Here is a 19,059-nt window from a genome sequence, read left to right on the forward strand (position 1 = left end):
AGTAAGCTGCGTTCCAAGACCGCCCGTGGAGTACGAACTGCTCGGTTGGCCACCCGACGGCCCCAAACTCCGGCTCGATTACAAACGGTTCAGCTATGCCGGCAAATTCGTCATGACGAACACCGGCAAGGCGGTGGCGCGGTCAGCGGACGGCGAGATCGTCGCGGCAGTCGCGTTCAACGAGGATCGCACCGATGCGGACACGCTGTGGCTGCGCTACGTGACCGTCGACCGCGACCGGCGCGGCGAGGGGATCGGTCCTACACTCTGCCGAGAAGTCCGCAATCGGGCCCGCGAGCGTGGCTATGAACGGCTCCGGATCGCCGTCAACAATCCCTTCGCCTACGAAGCGCTCTACCGGGCCGGCTTTGCCTACACCGGTGAGACGACGGGGATCGCGGAACTGATCCTCGAGTATCCGACGCCGGACGACGACACTGGGTGGACCGACCGCGAGCGCTATCAGGCCGGACTCGAGGAGTTTCGCGACCGCGATCTCTCCGACGACGAGACAGTGTTTCTCGACACGCGTCGTGACAACGAGCCGCCGGACCGCGAGACACGCGACGAGTGACGGTCAGTGGTAGTCAGATCACTTCGGTGGGTAGCAGCTACTGGTCTGCAGTCTCACTCGGGGAGCGCACAGCTGCAGCTCGAGAGTGGGTGTGAGGGGCGTCGGGCAATATTGTTAATAAAGAACAAGACTATGGGCGTGGTGTGTGCCGGACGCGGAGCGATCACGGTTCGGCTCTGACTCGGTCTACCGCTCGAGTCGACCGCAATCGACTTACGAGCGACTGAAAAAGTAGATCCCGATATGAACGCCACGGGGGAAGCCACCGCCGAGTTTCAGAAGACGAGGTTCACGATCCGGTCGCTCCCGGTTGGTATTGCTCGATTTATCCATAATTTCCCACGGCTCATTCGTGCCAAACGTGCCGACAGAGTCAGCGATCAGTTCGCAGAGAAGATCATGTTAGCGGTCACGGCAGTCAACGAGTGTCAGTACTGTACCCGGTACCACACTGATGTCGCACGCGAAACCGGTATGGAGCAGGAGACGATCACGCAGCTCCTCGAGAACGACATCAGATCGGCAGTCGACGACAATGAACGGCCTGCGCTTGTGTTTGCCCAGCAGTACGCAGAGACGGACGGGAACCCGGGTCGAGATGCACGGAACGCGTTGCGAGAGACGTATGGTCCGGAAACGGCTGCAGACGTTCTCGCGTTCGTCCGTGCGATCTACATCGGGAACCTGCTGGGCAACACCTACGACGCGATCCGGTTTGCACTCGCGCAGCGTGTTCATGCGGGACGACAGTATCTTCGATCGGCGTCGACCGGAATCAGTCGTGTCGTCGAACGGCTGCGCGAGCGGTGTCGAGTATAGTTGCCCGAGGAGTGTGGTTCTGTTGACAACCGGCGGAAACCAGACGCCGGGAATCGGAGGGGAATGGTGAGATGCCCGTGCTCGCACGAAGCACAGTGACACCGCTAGAGCTGCGACCCCGAAGCCTCGAGGCCGCCCAGGTCACCACGTCAACACTGACAGTGCTCTCGTTACTCGCCTCGCAGCAGATCCACGACGTAGTCCCCGAAGACCTGCTCAAGGCCGCCGTACCCGACGTAGAGGATCATCGCCTCGAGTAAGACGACACCAACGAGGGCAACTGCTTGCGCGTTTCCCGACAGGGATTCGATGCCAAACATTATGGGACAGGGTTGGGGTTTCAGTCGTCGGCGACGGCGCTATCCGACGTGGCGGCACAGCGGTTCGGACCGAGCTCGAGTTCGGTCTCTTCGTCTTCGTCTTCGGGTTCGTACTCGCCGGCGTTGGTCGCGATGACCTGCTCGTAGTTCGGTGGCTTCGACGGCAGGTTGTCGAACATATGATCGACGAAGTCCTCTTCGTCCATGCGGAGGATTTCGTTGTTCTCCCAGAGGTAGCCGACGGTCGAGAACATCGGCTGGCCGGGCGTCACGTCGATGTACTCGCCGTCGTTGGTGACCGAGAAGTGCCCCGGCAGGATCTTGACGTCGTTGGGCTCGGTCATGATGACGTTGTGAAGCGTCTCGTACTGGACGCGAGCGCCGTCGCGGGCGTCCTTGTCCGCGAACTGGAGCTCGGTTCGACCGATGGATTCGACGAACAGCGTGTCACCGGTCAGCAGCGCCTCGTTGTCGACGAGGTAGGAGGTCATCCCCGTCGTGTGGCCCGGCGTATGAACGGCCTTGATCTCGACATCGCCGAGTTCGACGACGTCGTTGGGCTCGATGGGGTCGAACTCGAACTGCGGGTCTCGAGTTTCGGCAGGTGCGCCGAGGTGGTATGGCACGCCGAGCTTGTCGGCGAGCTGTCGACCTCGCGAGATGTGGTCGGCGTGGATGTGCGTGTCGAGGACGTGAGTTACCTCGAGTCCGCGTTCGCTTGCGGCTTCGAGGAACTCGTCGGTTGCGCGGGTGACGTCGACGAGTGCGGCTTCGCCGGCGCGTTTCGAACCGACGAGGTAGCCCAGGCAGCCCTTCGAGCGCCGCTGGAGCTGGACGATGACGAGATCGTCGTTTTCGGTCGCAACCGGCACGACGTCGTAGACCATACTCCAGGCCTCCATGCCGTTCTCGACGGTCTTGACCTCGTCAACGTGTCCCTCGTCCTCGAGGTAGTTCGCGAATCCGTTCGCGGATCGGCCCGTCGCACAGATCGTCACGACGGTATCGTCCGCATCAATGGCGTCTTCGTCGAACTCGCCGACGAGTTCGTCGTTGCTCCCGGAGTACTCGATGTTCTTAGCACCGGCAATATGCCAGTCCTCGAAACTCTCGGGAGACCTGGTATCGAAGAGGACGAAGTCCTCGTCGGCGTCGATCATATCTCGCAACGCTTCAGCAGTGATTGTCTCGACCATCGTCACTGTATTGTATATAGTGCCCACGTAAAACGGTTTGAGCGGGGAGAATAATTTCCCTCAAATATCGGGGGTGAGAGGAAAGTGCGGAGGTACCCAACATAATTTCCGCAACTTTGCCCGCGGTTCGGCGCACACGACCCGGAACCGGACTCAAAGCTGACACTGGAGACAAATATACCAATAGCGTCTTTACGCGCAAGTTCTTACTGATATTGTAGGGACAATGCAAACCTCAGACATCGAGGAGGCGCTGATGGACCTTCCGCCGAGCTCGAAATTCATTTATAAGACACTGTCTCGGGAGGGGTCGATGACGCTCAAACAGATCACGGAGGAGACACTTCTTTGTTCGCGGACGGCACGATATGGACTCACGCAACTCGAGGAGGAACACCTGATCGAGGCCGCACCGGCGCTTCACGACGGGCGACAGACCTGTTACAGTATCAGCCATCGGTCGATCGGAAACGACCGCACTGGCTATCCCGAACAGGTCCTCGTTGAGCCGGACAGTGCGCACAAACGGCTTGAAGCGTTCAAGGCGGACGATCCCGACCTTCGACTGGTCGAGATTTCGACCGAGTACGAGGAGGGCCACGTCCCGGGTGCCATCAAACTCGATCCGCGGGAAGACTTCCTCGATGCCGGCACGCGGACGATTCCCAGCGCTGACCGACTCGAGAACATCTTGGGCGAGCGGGGGATCACGCCCGACAGCACGGTTGTTCTCTATAGCAATGGCTACAACGAGTTCGCGGCGTTCGTCTACTGGACGCTTAAGTACTACCGCCATCGGGACGTCCGGTTGCTCAACGGGGGCAAATACTACTGGACCGAGAACAATTATCCGACGACGAAGACGACCCCGACGGTCACGCCCGCCGAGTACGAGACGCAACCGCCGAACGACCACATCCGCGCGTACCGCCAGGACGTCCAGAGTGCGCTCTCGGAGGATGTCTCTATCATCGACGTCCGGTCGCCCGAGGAATACTGTGGCGAGGCCGACGCACCCGCGCGTGCAAGCGGACACATTCCCCGAACCGTAAACATCGAGTGGGAGAGCGTCGTCCGAGAGTGTGGCCGATTCGAGCACCAACAGGTTCTCGAACGACCGTTTGCCGAAGCTGGAATCACCGAAGACGACGAAATCCTCGTCTACTGTAACGTCGGCGAACGTTCGGCCCTGGTCTGGTTTGCGCTCTCGGAACTGCTCGGCTATCCGAACGTCGCAAACTACGATGGCTCCTGGTCCGAGTGGGGGAACCTCGTCGATGTCCCGGTCGAAACCTGCGATTCGACCGACCTGTAACCCCTGTCCTGCTATCCATCCGTCAGCCGCTATAATCGAGTGCCGCCACTGGCGGCCCCACATCTGAACTGACGATTGTCCTCCGATCGGCACCCCGTTGCCGTGAGGACTATGGCTCGGCGTATCGAACAGTCTGCGGTTCCGAAGAGGATTGTAACTAACGGCCATGACCGCCCCCGATGCAATTCCTGGTGGCGGCCAGACCTGGAGTCGTGGCGTTTGTCGCGAGCGATTGCTCCCCCATTTCCGCGTTTCGCCCGTCTGTGAGCGTGTTGATGGCATTCCAGTCAGTTTTCTGTGCGTCGTCGGTGTCGCCGACGAAAGGAAGCAATAATTACGGGTTGTTCACCGCGTGTCTCACGACGGATCGCTTGAGACGACACGCGGATATCTGCCATGCAACTCGGCAGTCAGCGGTCGACCAGCGCGTGATTGGCAACTCCCAGCAATTTTTTCTGTGAGTTTCAGTATGGGAGAACTATTCCCAACTATTATTTCAGCAACCTCAGCATTCAGGTAGTATACGTCTAAAGGCTAGGTGTCTATGGACCATATAGTCGTGCTTGGTGCTGGCGTCGGCGGCACGATGACCGCCAACATGCTCCGTCGTCGATTGGACCGCTCCGACGCGGAGATCAGCATCGTGGACAAAAGTACAGAACACGCGTACCAACCCTCGTTCTATCTGCTCCCGTTCGAGTATATGGAGCCCGAAGATCAATTCCGGGACATCCGCGGGCTCCTCAGTGACGGTATTGACTTCGTGCACTCTGCCGTAACAGGTGTCGATCCCGACACAAAGACCGTCGCACTCGAGGACGGCGAGCTGTCGTACGACTACCTCGTCGTCGCGCTGGGCCACCGACTCGCACCCGAGACGACGCCCGGCATGCTCGAGGGCTGGGAAGAGACCGACTCGGTCTACCCGTTCTATCACTTCGAGGCCGCAATGCAGTTGCGAGAGGCGCTCAAGGACTTCGACGGCGGCACCTTTGTCGTCTCAGTCCCCGACACGTCGATCAAGTGCGGCGGCGCGCCGCTGAAGATGACGATGCTCGCGGAAGATTACTTCCGCCGAAAGGGCATCCGCGACGACGTCGATGTCGTCATGACCAAGGGCAGCGACGCTGTCTTCGGCGTCTCGCCGTATCGCGAGAAACTCGAGGAGATCTGGGCAGACCGTGACATCGAAGCCAACCTGAACTTCACGGTCGACGAGATCGACCACGAAGCGCAGGTTATCTACTCCGAAGAAGGCGAGACCCAGGAGTACGATCTTTACGCGCCCGTGCCACCGCAGTACGGACAGCCGGCACTCACCGACAACTCGCCGCTGACCGGTGGCAGCGAGTACGTCACTGTCGACGAACACACGCTCCAGCACACCGAGTATGAAGACGTCTTCGCACTCGGTGACGGCTGTGACACGCCTAACGCCAAGACGGCCGCTGCAGCGCGCAAGCAGGCTCACGTTGTCCTCGACAACCTCACGGCACACATGGAGGACAAACGCCAGACGGCAAAGTACAAGGGCTACGCTGCCTGTCCGCTGCTGACGAAGAAGGGCAAGGCGATGGTCGCCGAATTCGACTATGAGAACAGCATCTCCGCGCCCGTCGAAAGCCGGATGAACTGGATCATGGACGTCAATATCCTGCCCAGTTTCTACTGGGACTCCTGGCTGCGCGGCTACGACCCACTCCCATAACGATGGCGAGCAACGAACGATCCCTCGACGCCGACGGCACGCTCAGTGACGAAACCGAACTGGCACGCGCGATCGAGGAAAACGAAGCGGAGCTCGCGGAACTGCTCCAGCTGCTCACGGTCGCGGAAGAACTGGCCGCGGACCTGACCCCAGAACTCCGCGAGACCGTCCGTGAGAACCGCGAACCCATCCGTGAGCTGCGCATGGCCTTCGAGCGTGAGGAGACGCTGGTCCTCTTACAGAAGGTCGGCGAAGAATCGGACACGCTCATCGAACTGCTTGACATCCTCGCAGTCTCGAAAGAGCTGTCCGACGATCTCGTTCCGGAGCTGCAGGTCGCGATCCGCGAGAACCGCGAGGTTATCGAGCGCGTTCGGCTCGCCTTAGAGAGCGAAGAGACGATTATCCTCCTCGAGAAACTCGGTGACAACACCGAGACGCTCGCGGAGATGCTCGACTTGCTCGATGCGACCCACGAGCTGGCGATGGATCTGACCCCGGAACTGCGGGACGTTGCTCAGGACAACCGGAACGTCATCCGTGATCTCCGGATGGCCGCGGCGGGCTTTGCGGATGCCCACGAGGACGCCGATGTCGACATGTACGAACTCGGGCGGAACGCGGGTAACATGATCGCGCTCGTCGAGACGATGGGCGATCCGAAGTTCACCAACGTCGTCGATGCCTCGATCGAGGGACTCACGCAGGACGACCCCGAACCGGTCGGCCTGATTGGGCTCACCAAGGCGCTGTTCGACGCCGACGTCCGGCGTGCGCTCGGCCGGCTCCTTGCAGCCGCCCGCGCACTCGGGAGCACCTCAATCGAGGAGTCGGACCGACAGGAACGATAACGTCACAATCGAACCGAGTCGAGGCATACGCACACGCCGATCGCAGGCCGTGTGACGGTGCAACCACGCTTTTTCCGATTCAAACCGACGGCGCACCGTTGTAGCGCCGTCTGAACGCCGTCCTGATCGAACTATCGGAAAATATGCTCTGTATGGTGTAGTATGTTTCTCGAAAAAGAAAATATAGTTGGTAGAAATCAACTTTAATACCCCTAATCCTAAGAGGGTGATGAAGAATGACGCAATCACCCGCTCCCACGGACGAACCGACGACTGACGTACCTGGCATCGGCGATACGTTCCCCGATCTGACCGTCGAGACGAGCATGGGTGAGCGTTCGCTGCCCGACGACTACGAAGACAAGTGGCTCGTCCTGTTTAGCCACCCCGGTGACTTTACGCCCGTCTGTACGTCTGAATTCGTCGCCTTCGAGCAGCGTCGCGAGGAGTTCGAGGAGCTGAACGCCGAACTGCTCGGGCTGTCGGTCGACCGCGTCCACTCGCACATCAAGTGGACGGAGTGGATCGCCGAGAACCTCGATGTCGACATTCAGTTCCCGATCATCGCGGACGATCAGGGAGCGGTTGCCCAGCAACTCGGCATGCTCCACCCCGGTGCAGGAACGGCAACCGTCCGCACCGTCTTCGTCATCGATCCGGAGGGGACGGTTCGGCTACGTCTGACCTACCCAATGGAGATCGGCCGTAACATCGACGAAGTCCTCCGCTCGCTGCGTGCACTTCAGAAGAGCGACGACGACGGTGTCGCCGCTCCCGCTGACTGGCCAAACAACGACAAATTCGGTGACCAGGTCCTCCTGTCACCGCCGGGAACCGAAGCAGACGCTCAGGACCGAAAAGCCGCTGCTGCCGACGACAACGACCTGAACTACTACGACTGGTGGTTCGTCACCCGCGACCAGTAACAACTGACTGATACCCCCAGCGGCACCCTCTGTTGGGTGACCGCAACCGAACCCGACATTACCCAACTGTACTATGATCGATCCAGTCATCGCCAGCAGACTTCAGTTTGCGGTGACGACGATAGTCCACATCATCTTCCCCGTGATGAGTATGGGGCTCGCGCCCTTCCTCATCTACTTCACGTGGAAGGAGATACGGACGGGCGCACAGGTATACGAACAACTTCGCACCTTCTGGACGAAGATCTTCGCGATCAGCTTCGTCGTCGGCACCGTCACGGGCATCGTCCTCGAGTTCGAGTTCGGGACGAACTTCGCGGCGTTTGCGACGGCCGCCGGTGAGCTCTTCGGCGGGCCGCTTGCCCTCGAGGGGATGATGGCGTTCATGCTCGAGGCGACGTTCCTCGGTATCTTCGTCTTCGGGCGTGACCGCGTTACCGACCGCCTCTACATGCTCTCGAGCGTGCTCGTCGGGCTCGGGACCTGGCTCTCGGCCGTCTGGATCCTGGTCGCAAATTCCTGGATGCAGACGCCCCGTGGCTACGAGGTGGCGACAGAGAGTGGCCAGCCGATCATCAGCCTCGTGGACCCGATTGCGGCGTATGCCAATCCACGGTTCCCGTGGATGTACGTCCACATGCAGAATGCGGCGGTTCTGTCGGTTGCGCTGTTTTTGACCGGCGTCGCCGCCTACTTCGTCTGGACGAACCGCGACACCGAGTTCTGGCGCACGACGATGAAAGTCGGCCTTGCCGTCTTACTCGTCACCGCCCCGTTTCAGGCGATCCACGGCGATGCCTACGGCCGCCACGTCGCGGACACGCAGCCACAGAAGTTCGCCGCCATGGAAGCACAGTACGAGACTGACTCTGGAGTCGGACTGAAGCTCGTGGCGATTCCGACGAGCCTGAGTGACATCACCGACCCCCACGCCGACGACCTCTTCGTTATCGAAATCCCGTTCGTCGCATCGTTACTTGCAAGCGGGAACGATCCCAGTGCGACAATAACCGGGTTAAGCGATATCGACGCCGAGAGCCCGCCAGTCGCCATCGTCTTCTGGGCGTTCCGGGCGATGGTCGGCCTCGGAACGTGGTTTATCCTGCTGGCGTTCTGGGGCGGCTACCGATGGTATCAGGGGACCCTATTCGATGACGACCTGCTGGCGAAAGCGTTCATGGGATCGTCGGTACTGGGTATCTTCACCGTCGAACTAGGCTGGATCGTCACCGAGGTGGGCCGCCAACCCTGGGTCATACAGGGCGTGATGAAGACGCATGCGGGCGTCTCGTCGTCATTGACCGGCTCGGAAGCGCTCGCTACACTCGTCGGATTCGTCGGGGTGTATACGGCGTTGCTCGTCCTCTACTGGTACGTCGTCATCCGCCTCATCCGGACGGAGGCTCCGACCCGCCAACCCACGCCGAAACGCGAGACGAACATCCCCGAGGGGGTCGTTCCGAGCGATGACTGACGTCTCGATCATGGCGACGCCCGCCCTCGCTAATGGGCCACTCTTCGGCCTGCCGCTCGAGGAACTCTGGTTCGGGCTCGTGTTCGCCGTCTTCGGAACGTTCCTGTTTCTCGACGGGTTTGACTTCGGCGTTGGCGCGCTGTTTGCCACGCGAACGACCGACGGCGAGCGTGAGCAGTTGCTGGCTTCGATCGGCCCGTTCTGGGACGGCAACGAGGTGTGGCTGGTCGTCTTCGGCGGCATGCTGTTCGCCGTCTTTCCGTCGGTGTACGCGACGCTGTTCAGTCGCCACTACCTGCTGATGTTCGCGATCCTCGGTGCGCTCATCATCCGTGGGCTCGCCCCCGAGATGTACGAACAGCGCCACGACGAGGACTGGCAACGCTGGTGGGGCCGCGCGTTCGTTGTCGGGAGCATCGCGTCACCGTTCTTCCTCGGTGTCTTCGTCGGCAACTGGCTGTTCGGCGTCGAGGGTGTCGCCTCGATTGCGAGCCTGCTGGCTGGTCTGGCCGTCATCGCACTGACGATCGTTGACGGTGCTGCCTTCCTCGGACTGAAAACCCGGGGCGACGTCCGGCTCGAGACGCGGTCACTCGGCCATCTCGCGCAGGTCGTCTACCTCCTGTTGGCAGTCGCGACGCTGGTCGTCGGCAGCCGGTCGTCACCGCACGTCGCGTTGTTCTCGGTACCGACGCTCGGCCTGCTTGGGCTGACGGTGCTGCTCGCCGGTGTTCACGTGGTCGCCGGGTGGGCCGGTCGCTACTACCTGGCCTTTGCGGCCGTCGCGGGGCAGGTGTACGGACTCGTCGCACTCGCGGCGACGCTGCTGTTCCCGCTGATCGACCCGGCGACTGGGCTCACGGTCGCGGACGCGATCGTGTCGCCGCTGTCGCTGAACATAATGACCATCGGCTCGTCGATCCTCTTGCCGCTGATCGCGACGTACTTCATCGTGCTGTACTCGTCGTTCAGTGGCCCTGTCGAAGAGGGCGAGTCCTACGTGTAGGGCTGCTGTCTCTTTTCGGACGCAGGTGACCTCGTCGCTCATGACGCTGCAGTCCGACCGACGATGTGATTGCGGTTATCACTACTGCCCGTCACGACATCTCGAGCGCACGACGGCCCTGTATCCGTCTGTGAATCGGTTCAGGTGGGACAAGAGACGCTCACCGCGTGTGTCCGATGACTCTCCCGCTTACCAGTAGTTAGCAGCACGCTTTCTTCATCTAGAATACGGTGTGAAACACGCGGTACGTACAGCAACCTCTTTTACCGGGAGCATCGGCTGGCGTCTGCGACGCCAGCCTCAACCCCCGGCAAAACCCGTTGATGCCAAACGGCCGCCGTCGCGGGGTTTCACCCCGCTCCGGCGGTCAACCGCTCGCGAAGCGAGCGGACACTACTCACTACCCGCAGCGTTTAGTTCGCGCCAGTCGTTATCAAATCTGGCTGATGATTGCTACGCTGGTGTAAATAAAACACGTTTCCAACTATTGGTACGTTCTCCCATACCCGGTTCTGCGCGTCGTTGCGAGAAAACTCGAGCAGCAGCAGCGACAGCACATCCAGTCTACCGGCCCTCTCCCAATGTACCGCCCCTCTCGCTAGCACTGACTGACAGTGATCCGTATCAGGTACGACAGCTCAGACGACCGGACAAACGTCAGTGACTACTTGATCGCGTCTCGACGGCTGTCGACGTCGGCGACAGCGTCTTAGGTGCGATCGAGGGGTGAGCCGTTTTGTCCGACAGTATCAGGCAACGGTCGCGAGGTGATCGAGTCTGGATTTACACTGGAGCCGATCACGTTCCATGCCACTTGCGGTAGAAGCCAACGCTGAACAGCAACAGGAGCAGTCCGATTCCGATACTCCGGAAGAACGAACCGTAATCGCCGCTAAGATACACTTGTAGCAGGCCGACGCCGACGAGTACCGCGATGACGAGGATCGATAACGCGAGCATCCACGTCGCATCGTCGACCGTATCAGTACGATTCACGGCTGGATCCACCCCGTCAACGGTGGCTGCGGGCAACAGCGGTTGCTCACGATGTGTCTCCTCGAGTCGTCCGCTAGGGTGTTGTATCTAGTTGGCATATGCAGAGTACCGAGGCCGGGGATAAGGAGTGCGGGCGTCAGTGCGTCGTCGCCTCGGGCGAGAGGCCGATTCCCGCCAGCAGGAGGCCAGCGGCGACGATCAACCCGAGGCCAAGTGCCGTGACGATATCGCCGAGTCTGAACATCCAGACGGCTGTGATCAGGCTCGCGAGGACCATCGCGACGCCGCTTACGAACAGGGAACTGTTGTACGGCTTGTGTCCATCGTTCTGTGACATGGGTTGGCTCACATGTGGTACAACGGCCCGAACGCGCTAAAGTGGTGACCTGTTGGACAGTATTGTCTGCTCTAGGGGGCACTTCGCGGTTCGAGGTAATAATTGCGAACAGGGGTCTCGAGTCGGACATGTGTTGTTACGGTCGCTCTCCGGTCAGCTGTACCCAGCCCTTGATCAGTTGGTTCACGTTGTAGAAGATGACGCCGACGGTGAGAAGCGACGTCGCGAGATAGATGAGAAAGCCAACCGGGCCACCGACCGTGGTACCCAGGAGGCTGCCGGTAATGCCGACGACGGTGAGTTCAAACCACGTGACCAGTATTCGCGAGCCGAGTTGCGGGGGTGACTGGTCGCGCTCGGATCGGCGGCGTTCGACGCCGGTACCGGTGCGTTCCTCCTCACGACTCGAGTCGCTCTCGACGGTGCTCGTTCCGTTGCCGTCCGTCTTGTCACGCTCCATCAGTACGATTCCTCCACATCGATCGGTCCGCTGAACGCCGAGTACAGCACGCCGAAGTAGATGAAGATCAGTGGCAAGAGCAGCCCTGCACCGATCGACATGAGGTTGAGCGGGACCGTTGAGACGATTGCCGCGTCGACGGTCAGGCCAACTGCAGGGTCGATGGTCGGATACATCAGCCCGGCGACGATACTTACGAGACTGAACACGAGCCCCGCAGCGGCGACGAACGCCACGTAGTACCGATCACGGCTCGTCGCCACGGCGTACACGCCGGCGAGGATGAGCGTCAGCACGATGAGTGCCACCACGAGCGGCGAGACGAGTGCCGACCGAAGATCCGGGACTGCGACGGCGATGTACGCAAGCGTCAGGACGACTAACACCAGATAGGCACCGAGCGCGCGATGGCCGTCCGTCTGGAGGTCGGCACGGAGCTCGCCCCGCGTCTTCAGCCGAAGGAAGGCGACACCGTCAACGACCGTGAGCGCAACGACGGTCAGGCCAACGACGAGGCTGGGAAGGGTAATGATGGTCGTCGCGCCGACCAACCAGTTGGCGGTGAACATGCCGAGGAAAAACGGCGCTGTGACGCTGCCGACGATGAACGCGCGACCCCACCAGCGTTGCCAGTTCTCGTCGTGGCGCTGTTCGTACATCTCGGGGGCAAGCCCACGGATGATGAGCGCACCAAGGATGGCGAACATCAGCAGGTAATGACGGCTAAACAGGTTGCCGTAGACGGCCGGAAACGCCGCAAAGAGCGCACCACCGAAGACGACCAGCCACACTTCGTTACCGTCCCAGAACGGGCCGATCGCGGCCAGTAACTGCTCACGTTCGTGACTGTCTTCACGGGTCGCAAACAGTAATCCGACGCCGAAGTCGAACCCGTCGAGAAACAGGAACATCGCGAAGATGAAAAACACCAGTCCGAACCAGATATCCGCGAGCGGCAAGTCGAACAACGGGCCGTTCGCGAGCCAGCCGCCGTCAGTCATCAGCGCCCACCTCGTCCGTTGGCGTTTCCGGACGCTCAGTCACCGTAAGATCAGCCGGTGCTGGCGGTCCGCTACGGACGATTCGGGCGACGACGTAGAGATACAACACGAGCAATGCTAGATAGACGACGGTAAAGCCGGCCAATGTCACCGTCGCCTCTGTGCCGGTGAGGTCCGACGAAACGCCGGCACTCGTCTTCATGATGTCTTGAATGATCCACGGCTGGCGACCGACTTCGGTGACGACCCAGCCGAGATGGACAGCGAAGATACCAAGCGGTGTCGACGCCATCAGCGCCAGGTGCAGCAGGTCGTCCTCGAGGAGTTGGCCACGAACCCAGCGGTAGCCGCCCCAGACGGCCAGGAGGATGAACCAGAACCCGAGGCCGACCATCGCCCGGAACGACCAGAAGACGAGGGCGACGGGTGGCTGTGGGCCTTCGAACTCCTCGAGGCCGCGGATCGTCGCCTGTGGATCACCACCGCTGGCGAGCCACGACGCGCCACCTGGGATCCCGATGCCGAAGATGTCTTTCGCCCGAGGATCGAGGAGATCCTCCATACTCGTCGGAAACGCAATGATGTACTCGGGGACGTACGACTCGGTCTCCCAGATGGCTTCCATTGCGGCGAACTTCTGTGGCTGCGTTTCGAACACGTGTCGTGCGTAGAGGTCGCCGTGGAGGACCTGCAGCGGCGCGGTGATGATGAGCGCGATGAGCCCGAACTTGAGCGTCGTCTCCCAAAACTCGACGTTCTCGATCGGGTAGCCCCAGATGTGGTGGCGGAACACGAAGTACGCGCCCAACCCCGCCAGAACGAGCGCCACCGATTCGACGGCGGCGTTTTGCATGTGGACGTACATCCAGATGAATCGCGGGTTCAGGTACGCAGCGAGGGGATCGACGAGCATCACCACCTGCTGGCCGTTTTCGGAGACCAGTTCGTACCCGCGTGGCGTCTGCATCCAGGAATTTGCGACCAGGATCCAGACGGCCGAGAGCCACGTGCCGATACCGACTGCGACCGCTGAGATCATATAGAGGACGTTCCCGACGCGCTGGCGGCCGAAAACGAAGATGCCGAGGAACGTCGCTTCGAGCATGAACGCCATCATCCCCTCAAGGGCGAGTGGCCCGCCAAAGAGGTCGCCCGCGGCTGTCGAAAACACCGCGAAGTTCGTCCCGAACTCGAACTCGAGGACGATGCCCGTGACGGTGCCCACGACGAAGCTGATGGCGAAGATCTTCGTCCAGAACCGTCGCAGCTGCTCGTAGATGGGCTTGCCAGTGCGGATATCCTTCCAGGTGAAATAGATGAGGAAAGGCGCGAGCCCCATACTCATGACGGGGAAAATAATGTGGACGATCGTCGTCACCGCAAACTGCAGCCGGCTTGCAGCAACGGGCTCAAGCATGGCAGGAACGTAGAGACGGCGGCGCTGACACGTCTTTTGTGTGAACGTACCAGAAAGAGTGGGTGGCGTTATATGAACTCGCTGTCATACCTAGAATTGAGTTAGGTCCGAGTTACCTTATAGCTCACCCCTAATTGTTGTCTCGAGAGAGACGTTCTGGCCGCCGGTGTGGCGACGAACTGTTGTGATCCGTTCGTTCGACCGACACAACGACCAGTCGCCAGTCCATAGGGCCGGCTCGGAACTCGCCGACGGGACGAACCGCATCGGAAGCCAACGATTGAAATCCCAGTCGTCCCAAGTATCCCACAATGGGAAACGCTGCACTCCGGGACATCGCTGTCATCGAGGAGATCCCCTTCGATGACATCGAGGGTGTCGTCGCCGTCGACGCCCACAACTGGCTCTACCGATATCTAACGACGACGGTCAAGTGGACCGACAGCGAGACGTATACGACCGCTGATGGCACCGAAGTCGCCAACCTCGTCGGCATCGTCCAGGGCCTCCCCAAATTCTTCGAGAACGACGTGACGCCGGTGATGGTCTTCGACGGCGGCCCCTCCGAACTCAAAGACGACGAGATCGAATCTCGCCGCGAGCAACGCCGCAGCTACGAGGAGCAACTCGAGACCGCCCGTAAAGAAGGCGATGCGGTCGCTATCGCGCAACTCGAGTCCCGGACCCAGCGGCTGACGCCGACGATCCAGGAGACGAGCCGTGAACTCCTTCGGTTGCTCGACGTGCCGATCGTCGAAGCACCCGCGGAGGGAGAAGCACAGGCCGCCCACATGGCCAAACGCGGTGACGCCGACTACGTCGGCTCGGAGGACTACGACGCTCTGCTTTTCGGGGCACCGCGTACCCTTCGCCAGCTCACGAGCAAGGGCGATCCCGAACTGATGGATCTCGAGGCCACCCTCGACCACCACGACCTCACGCTCGAGCAGTTGATCGACGCGGCGATTCTCATCGGGACGGATTTCAACGAGGGCGTCTCCGGCATCGGCCCCAAGACGGCGCTCTCCGAAATCGCCGACCACGGCGACCTCTGGAGCGTCCTCGAGGCCCGCGGCGACCACATCGAGCACGCCGATCGGGTCAGACAGCTGTTTCGCGATCCGAACGTGACCGATGACTACGAGTTCGAGACGACGCTCGAGCCGGACCTTGCAGCGGCTCGTGAGTACGTCACTGAGGAGTGGGGAGTCGACGAAGACGAAGTCGCACGGGGCTTCGAGCGGATCGAAGAAAGCGTCACCCAGACAGGGCTGGACCGCTGGACGTGATCGAAGCGATAAGTGTTCTTGAAAGAAGCGGGTGACTTGAACAGCACCGTCCAAAATCGATGGCCGGGAACGGGCTCCGAGCACCGCGAGGAGTCCGTGATCCGGGGAAGGGCAGGCGATTCACCGACACCGACCGCGAGCGAACCCGAAGGGTGAGCGAGCGGGCCGACGACTGACGTGGAGAACGCTACGCGTTCGGAACGGAGGGAGGAGTGCTTTTGATCAACCTTTTGCCGAGCGACCGAGCAACGCGAGGGAGCGTCGTTCGAGACGCCTTTGGCGTCTCGTGATCACGAAAGGCGCTCCGCGCCTTTCGAACGACAGCGCAAAAGGTTGGTTAGAAGAGGTGCTGATCCTCGTCGAGCAGCTTCGCAGGGCCACCGACGTCCCAGATCGTCGTCGAGACGCCACAGTCGGCGACCGCTTCTTCGACTTGCTCGGCGTACTCCTCGGTGGTGTTGACGTAGACGCTGGCACCGGTGTCAGTCGAGAAGTAGACGGGGATGTCCTCTTCCTCGCGGAGTTCACGAACCGTGTTGAAAATCGCGAGGGTGGCTGGCTGCCAGTAGACCCAGCCCGAAGGCCCGGTCATCGTGGTCGCCGCAAGCGACAGCGAGTCCTGTTCGGCGAGTTCGAACGTGCGCTCGAAGTCGTTGTCACGAAGCGCATCGCGCATCTCGGCGATCTGGCCGTGGATGTGGGCGTTGCGCGCCTGGAACATGTGGCTGTCGGCGGCCTCGCGGTGGGCGTCTTCAGTCTCTTTGTGGTATGGGACGAGCCCGACGACGATCTTTAAGTTCTCGTGGAGATCGGACGGAATCCGCTCGGAGTGACAATCCTCGTCGTTGAGCCCGGTATACAGCTGGGAGAACGCGCCGGTGACCGCTCGAGCGGACGACGCCGAGCCGACGCGGGCGATCGTCGAGATTTCCTGTCGCGAGGCGTCGAGGTCGGCCGCTTCAGCCAGCGCCATCGCGGCGGCTGCAAAGCCAGACGACGACGAGCCCAGCCCGACGTTCGAGGGGAAGCTGTTCTCGCTCTCGAGACGAACGGGATAGACGGTGTGGGCGGCGTCGGATTTCGAGCGGGCCTTCTCGACGACGGCCTCGACGCGTTCGTACGCGCGGCCGTCGAGTTCTTCGCCGTCGACGATGAACGTGTCCTCGTCGTAGTCCATCGAGAACTCGACGGTCGTCCGCGTGTGGCTTGGGGCCGTACAGACGCTGATACTGTCGTGATACGGGAATCGCTTGATGTCGTCGCGCATCCCGTGGTACTTGACCAGCCCCTGAATGGGGTGGGCCATGGCCGTGGCTTTCATACCCTGATAGGTGGCTGAGGGCCGCTTAAAGCTCACGGCATTCGGCTATCGGTCGGTCCTCGCTGTGTCGGCCGGAATCGAACCCGAACGCTGAAACGAACCGGCTGCCACCACACCCCTATGGGCACCCCACGCGAGACGCGGCAGGCACAGGCCGAGACGGTCGTCGACCGACTCGAGGCGGAATACCCCGATTCGACGATTTCGCTGCGGTACTCGAATCGCCTCGAGTTGCTGATCGCGGTGATCCTCTCGGCGCAGTGTACCGACGAGCGGGTCAACACGGAGACGAAGGACCTCTTCGAGAAGTACGATGGCCCCGAAGACTACGCAAACGTAGCGCAGGACGAACTCGCCGAGGATCTGAACTCGATTACCTACTACAACAACAAGGCGAAGTACATTCGTAGCGCCTGTGAAACGATCCTCGAGGACCACGACGGCGAGGTGCCGGACACGATGGACGAGCTAACCGAGCTGTCGGGAGTCGGGCGGAAGACGGCCAACGTCGTCCTCCAGCACGGCCACGACGTGGTCGAGGGGATCGTCGTCGACACGCACGTCCAGCGGCTCTCACAGCGGCTGGGATTGACCGAGGAAGAACGTCCCGAGCGGATCGAGGAGGAGCTGATGCAAATCGTGCCCGAGGACTACTGGCAGCAGTTCACCCACCTCTGTATCGACCACGGACGAGCGGTCTGTACGGCACGGAATCCTGACTGTGGCGACTGCGCACTGGCAGATATTTGCCCCTCTGAGAAGGGCGACAGCGAGATCGATCTCGCCGCCGGCGAACCGTGGTAATCGCCCGAGTGGAGACCGACCCCTGTCGATAGCGACCGGTCACCGACCGTGGCAAGCCCAACGTCTTTTCGTGGCTCACAGCTATGCCCGTCGGGATCAGTATGTCCGACGACACCGACGAACGCGAGACGACCGGCAAAGAGGAGCACGGACGCGACGTCCAACTCGAGCACGAACAGACCGACCCAGAGGAGGCGCGTGACGAGGACGAACTGACCGAGGAAGAAAAGAAAGCGCGCGAGCGACAGGACGAACAACAGCGCCGACAGGACATCGAACACAAATCGGACGACCGAGAAGACGCCGCGCTCGAGCAGGAAAATCCAGACGGGCACCGAGACGAAGAGCCATACAACAGCTAACCGGACCCGGGACGCTGCTGCAATTTTCGTTTTAGTGCTCCGGGACGATCAGCGTCGAGAGCGTGTCGGTAACTGAGATGGTGACTCGTGCATCCATTGACGCCATCCCGACCGATCGGTCGTCGACGACGAGACGGACGTCGTTTTCGTTTCGCTCGACGGTAAACGCGAGGTCATCGTCGGGGAGAACCCACTGACGAGTCTGGGTGACGAACGGACCGATCGGAGCCACGGCGACCGCGTCGATGGCCGCCGAGAGCTGGGGCGCGTCGACGGTGCTGGCGTAGCCGTGGCTTCCGGCGGGTGTCGCCGCGACGACACCGTCGGCACGAAACGTCGCGACGGGCTGGCCGCGACTGTGGACTCCGTATTCGGAGATACGCGCCGGTTCGTCGGTGACGAGGGTCACGTCGAACAGTGCGCGATCGCGGACGACGGTGTCGTTTGACTCGAGGCTGACACCGAGTACGGGCTGTGGACGGCAGACGGCGTCACCGCTAATGACCGCTTCGAGTGCGTCGGGTACGCGCTCGCGGTCGACCGACTCGATGCCCGACACCGGACCGACCGGCAGGACGGGAGCATCGATGCCCGCTCGCGAAAGTGCTGTCAGCGACGCTTCGCCAGCCGTGACCAGCACCGACGGCTCCGCCTCGAGTACGGTCTCGAGGCCGTCGCTGACGATCGTCACGTCGGCGTCGGCCGACTCGACGCGAGTACCGATTTCGATGGCGTCAGTGTCGTCCGCTGGGCCATCGATGACGCCGACGACGGGCTTTTCGCCGGCGCTCCACGCGGCATCCATGGTCGTCAGTTCACACGGCCCAATGAAAAGGGTACGGTTGTCGGTCGCCGACTGCCTGCCGGCGGTCGATCCGTCCTG

The 19,059-nt window shown here is 61.2% G+C and carries 20 protein-coding genes; 11 read left to right on the forward strand and 9 right to left on the reverse strand.

Features of this window, described 5'->3' with window-relative positions:
• The first annotated feature begins 25 nt into the window (after positions 1–25).
• Positions 26–574: a GNAT family N-acetyltransferase gene (locus BSG09_RS00945; RefSeq protein ID WP_092929158.1), complete on the forward strand. Its 549-nt coding sequence runs from the start codon at positions 26–28 to the stop codon at positions 572–574.
• A gap of 243 nt (positions 575–817) precedes the next feature.
• A complete protein-coding gene (locus BSG09_RS00950) occupies positions 818–1,393 on the forward strand; it encodes a carboxymuconolactone decarboxylase family protein (RefSeq protein WP_092929160.1) in 576 nt (191 codons plus the stop codon).
• Between the two features lie 170 nt (positions 1,394–1,563).
• Here the strand turns inward: BSG09_RS00950 and BSG09_RS20570 are convergent, their stop codons facing one another.
• A complete protein-coding gene (locus tag BSG09_RS20570) occupies positions 1,564–1,713 on the reverse strand; it encodes a DUF7512 family protein (RefSeq protein ID WP_175542114.1) in 150 nt (49 codons plus the stop codon).
• A gap of 20 nt (positions 1,714–1,733) precedes the next feature.
• Positions 1,734–2,909, reverse strand: coding sequence for an MBL fold metallo-hydrolase (locus tag BSG09_RS00955; RefSeq protein ID WP_092929161.1), 1,176 nt, complete (start codon positions 2,907–2,909; stop codon positions 1,734–1,736).
• A 226-nt stretch (positions 2,910–3,135) separates the two neighbouring features.
• Between BSG09_RS00955 and BSG09_RS00960 the strand changes: the two genes are divergently transcribed.
• The 6 genes from BSG09_RS00960 (at position 3,136) to cydB (BSG09_RS00985) (ending at position 10,189) form a co-directional block, all read left to right on the forward strand.
• The gene (locus tag BSG09_RS00960; RefSeq protein ID WP_092929164.1) at positions 3,136–4,224 is read left to right on the forward strand and encodes a sulfurtransferase; all 1,089 of its coding nucleotides are present in this window, start codon (positions 3,136–3,138) and stop codon (positions 4,222–4,224) included.
• A gap of 544 nt (positions 4,225–4,768) precedes the next feature.
• On the forward strand, positions 4,769–5,932 hold the full coding sequence (locus BSG09_RS00965; protein WP_092929166.1) for an NAD(P)/FAD-dependent oxidoreductase: 1,164 nt from the start codon (positions 4,769–4,771) through the stop codon (positions 5,930–5,932).
• Positions 5,933–5,934: 2 nt separating this feature from the next.
• A complete protein-coding gene (locus BSG09_RS00970) occupies positions 5,935–6,783 on the forward strand; it encodes a DUF1641 domain-containing protein (protein ID WP_092929168.1) in 849 nt (282 codons plus the stop codon).
• A 236-nt stretch (positions 6,784–7,019) separates the two neighbouring features.
• Positions 7,020–7,709, forward strand: coding sequence for a peroxiredoxin (locus BSG09_RS00975; protein ID WP_092929170.1), 690 nt, complete (start codon positions 7,020–7,022; stop codon positions 7,707–7,709).
• Positions 7,710–7,782: 73 nt separating this feature from the next.
• Complete coding sequence (locus BSG09_RS00980; RefSeq protein ID WP_092929172.1) at positions 7,783–9,183, forward strand: cytochrome ubiquinol oxidase subunit I; 1,401 nt, start codon at positions 7,783–7,785, stop codon at positions 9,181–9,183.
• Positions 9,176–10,189, forward strand: a complete 1,014-nt coding sequence (gene cydB / locus BSG09_RS00985) for a cytochrome d ubiquinol oxidase subunit II (protein WP_394328093.1) — start codon at positions 9,176–9,178, stop codon at positions 10,187–10,189. Before BSG09_RS00980 ends, cydB (BSG09_RS00985) begins: the two co-directional genes overlap by 8 nt.
• A gap of 798 nt (positions 10,190–10,987) precedes the next feature.
• Here the strand turns inward: cydB (BSG09_RS00985) and BSG09_RS00990 are convergent.
• From BSG09_RS00990 to BSG09_RS01010, 5 genes are all read right to left on the reverse strand, one after another.
• On the reverse strand, positions 10,988–11,185 hold the full coding sequence (locus BSG09_RS00990; protein ID WP_139246175.1) for a hypothetical protein: 198 nt from the start codon (positions 11,183–11,185) through the stop codon (positions 10,988–10,990).
• Positions 11,186–11,321: 136 nt separating this feature from the next.
• Entirely contained in the window at positions 11,322–11,534 is a 213-nt protein-coding gene (locus BSG09_RS00995) for a hypothetical protein (protein ID WP_241430464.1), read from the reverse strand.
• A gap of 124 nt (positions 11,535–11,658) precedes the next feature.
• The gene (locus BSG09_RS01000; protein WP_092929176.1) at positions 11,659–11,982 is read right to left on the reverse strand and encodes a hypothetical protein; all 324 of its coding nucleotides are present in this window, start codon (positions 11,980–11,982) and stop codon (positions 11,659–11,661) included.
• Positions 11,982–12,983 carry a cytochrome d ubiquinol oxidase subunit II gene (gene cydB / locus BSG09_RS01005; RefSeq protein ID WP_092929178.1) on the reverse strand — a complete coding sequence of 334 codons (1,002 nt, stop codon included), beginning with the start codon at positions 12,981–12,983 and terminating at the stop codon, positions 11,982–11,984. Before cydB (BSG09_RS01005) ends, BSG09_RS01000 begins: the two co-directional genes overlap by 1 nt.
• Complete coding sequence (locus BSG09_RS01010) at positions 12,976–14,400, reverse strand: cytochrome ubiquinol oxidase subunit I (RefSeq protein WP_092929180.1); 1,425 nt, start codon at positions 14,398–14,400, stop codon at positions 12,976–12,978. Before BSG09_RS01010 ends, cydB (BSG09_RS01005) begins: the two co-directional genes overlap by 8 nt.
• A 311-nt stretch (positions 14,401–14,711) precedes the next feature.
• On the opposite strand from BSG09_RS01010, the gene fen reads away from it, so the two are divergent.
• The gene (fen, locus tag BSG09_RS01015) at positions 14,712–15,689 is read left to right on the forward strand and encodes a flap endonuclease-1 (RefSeq protein ID WP_092929182.1); all 978 of its coding nucleotides are present in this window, start codon (positions 14,712–14,714) and stop codon (positions 15,687–15,689) included.
• A 337-nt stretch (positions 15,690–16,026) separates the two neighbouring features.
• Here the strand turns inward: fen and mvaD are convergent, their stop codons facing one another.
• The gene (gene mvaD / locus BSG09_RS01020) at positions 16,027–17,010 is read right to left on the reverse strand and encodes a phosphomevalonate decarboxylase MvaD (protein ID WP_092929184.1); all 984 of its coding nucleotides are present in this window, start codon (positions 17,008–17,010) and stop codon (positions 16,027–16,029) included.
• Between the two features lie 120 nt (positions 17,011–17,130).
• Between mvaD and nth the strand changes: the two genes are divergently transcribed.
• Both nth and BSG09_RS01030 read left to right on the forward strand, forming a co-directional pair.
• Entirely contained in the window at positions 17,131–17,814 is a 684-nt protein-coding gene (nth, locus tag BSG09_RS01025; protein ID WP_092929186.1) for an endonuclease III, read from the forward strand.
• 101 nt (positions 17,815–17,915) lie between these two features.
• Positions 17,916–18,176: a hypothetical protein gene (locus tag BSG09_RS01030; RefSeq protein WP_092929460.1), complete on the forward strand. Its 261-nt coding sequence runs from the start codon at positions 17,916–17,918 to the stop codon at positions 18,174–18,176.
• Between the two features lie 31 nt (positions 18,177–18,207).
• On the opposite strand, the gene BSG09_RS01035 is transcribed toward BSG09_RS01030, so the two are convergent.
• The gene (locus tag BSG09_RS01035; protein ID WP_092929188.1) at positions 18,208–18,981 is read right to left on the reverse strand and encodes an NAD(+)/NADH kinase; all 774 of its coding nucleotides are present in this window, start codon (positions 18,979–18,981) and stop codon (positions 18,208–18,210) included.
• Positions 18,982–19,059 lie beyond the last annotated feature (78 nt).

The sequence above is a fragment of the Natrinema hispanicum genome, assembly GCF_900111485.1.
GTDB lineage: Archaea > Halobacteriota > Halobacteria > Halobacteriales > Natrialbaceae > Natrinema > Natrinema hispanicum_A.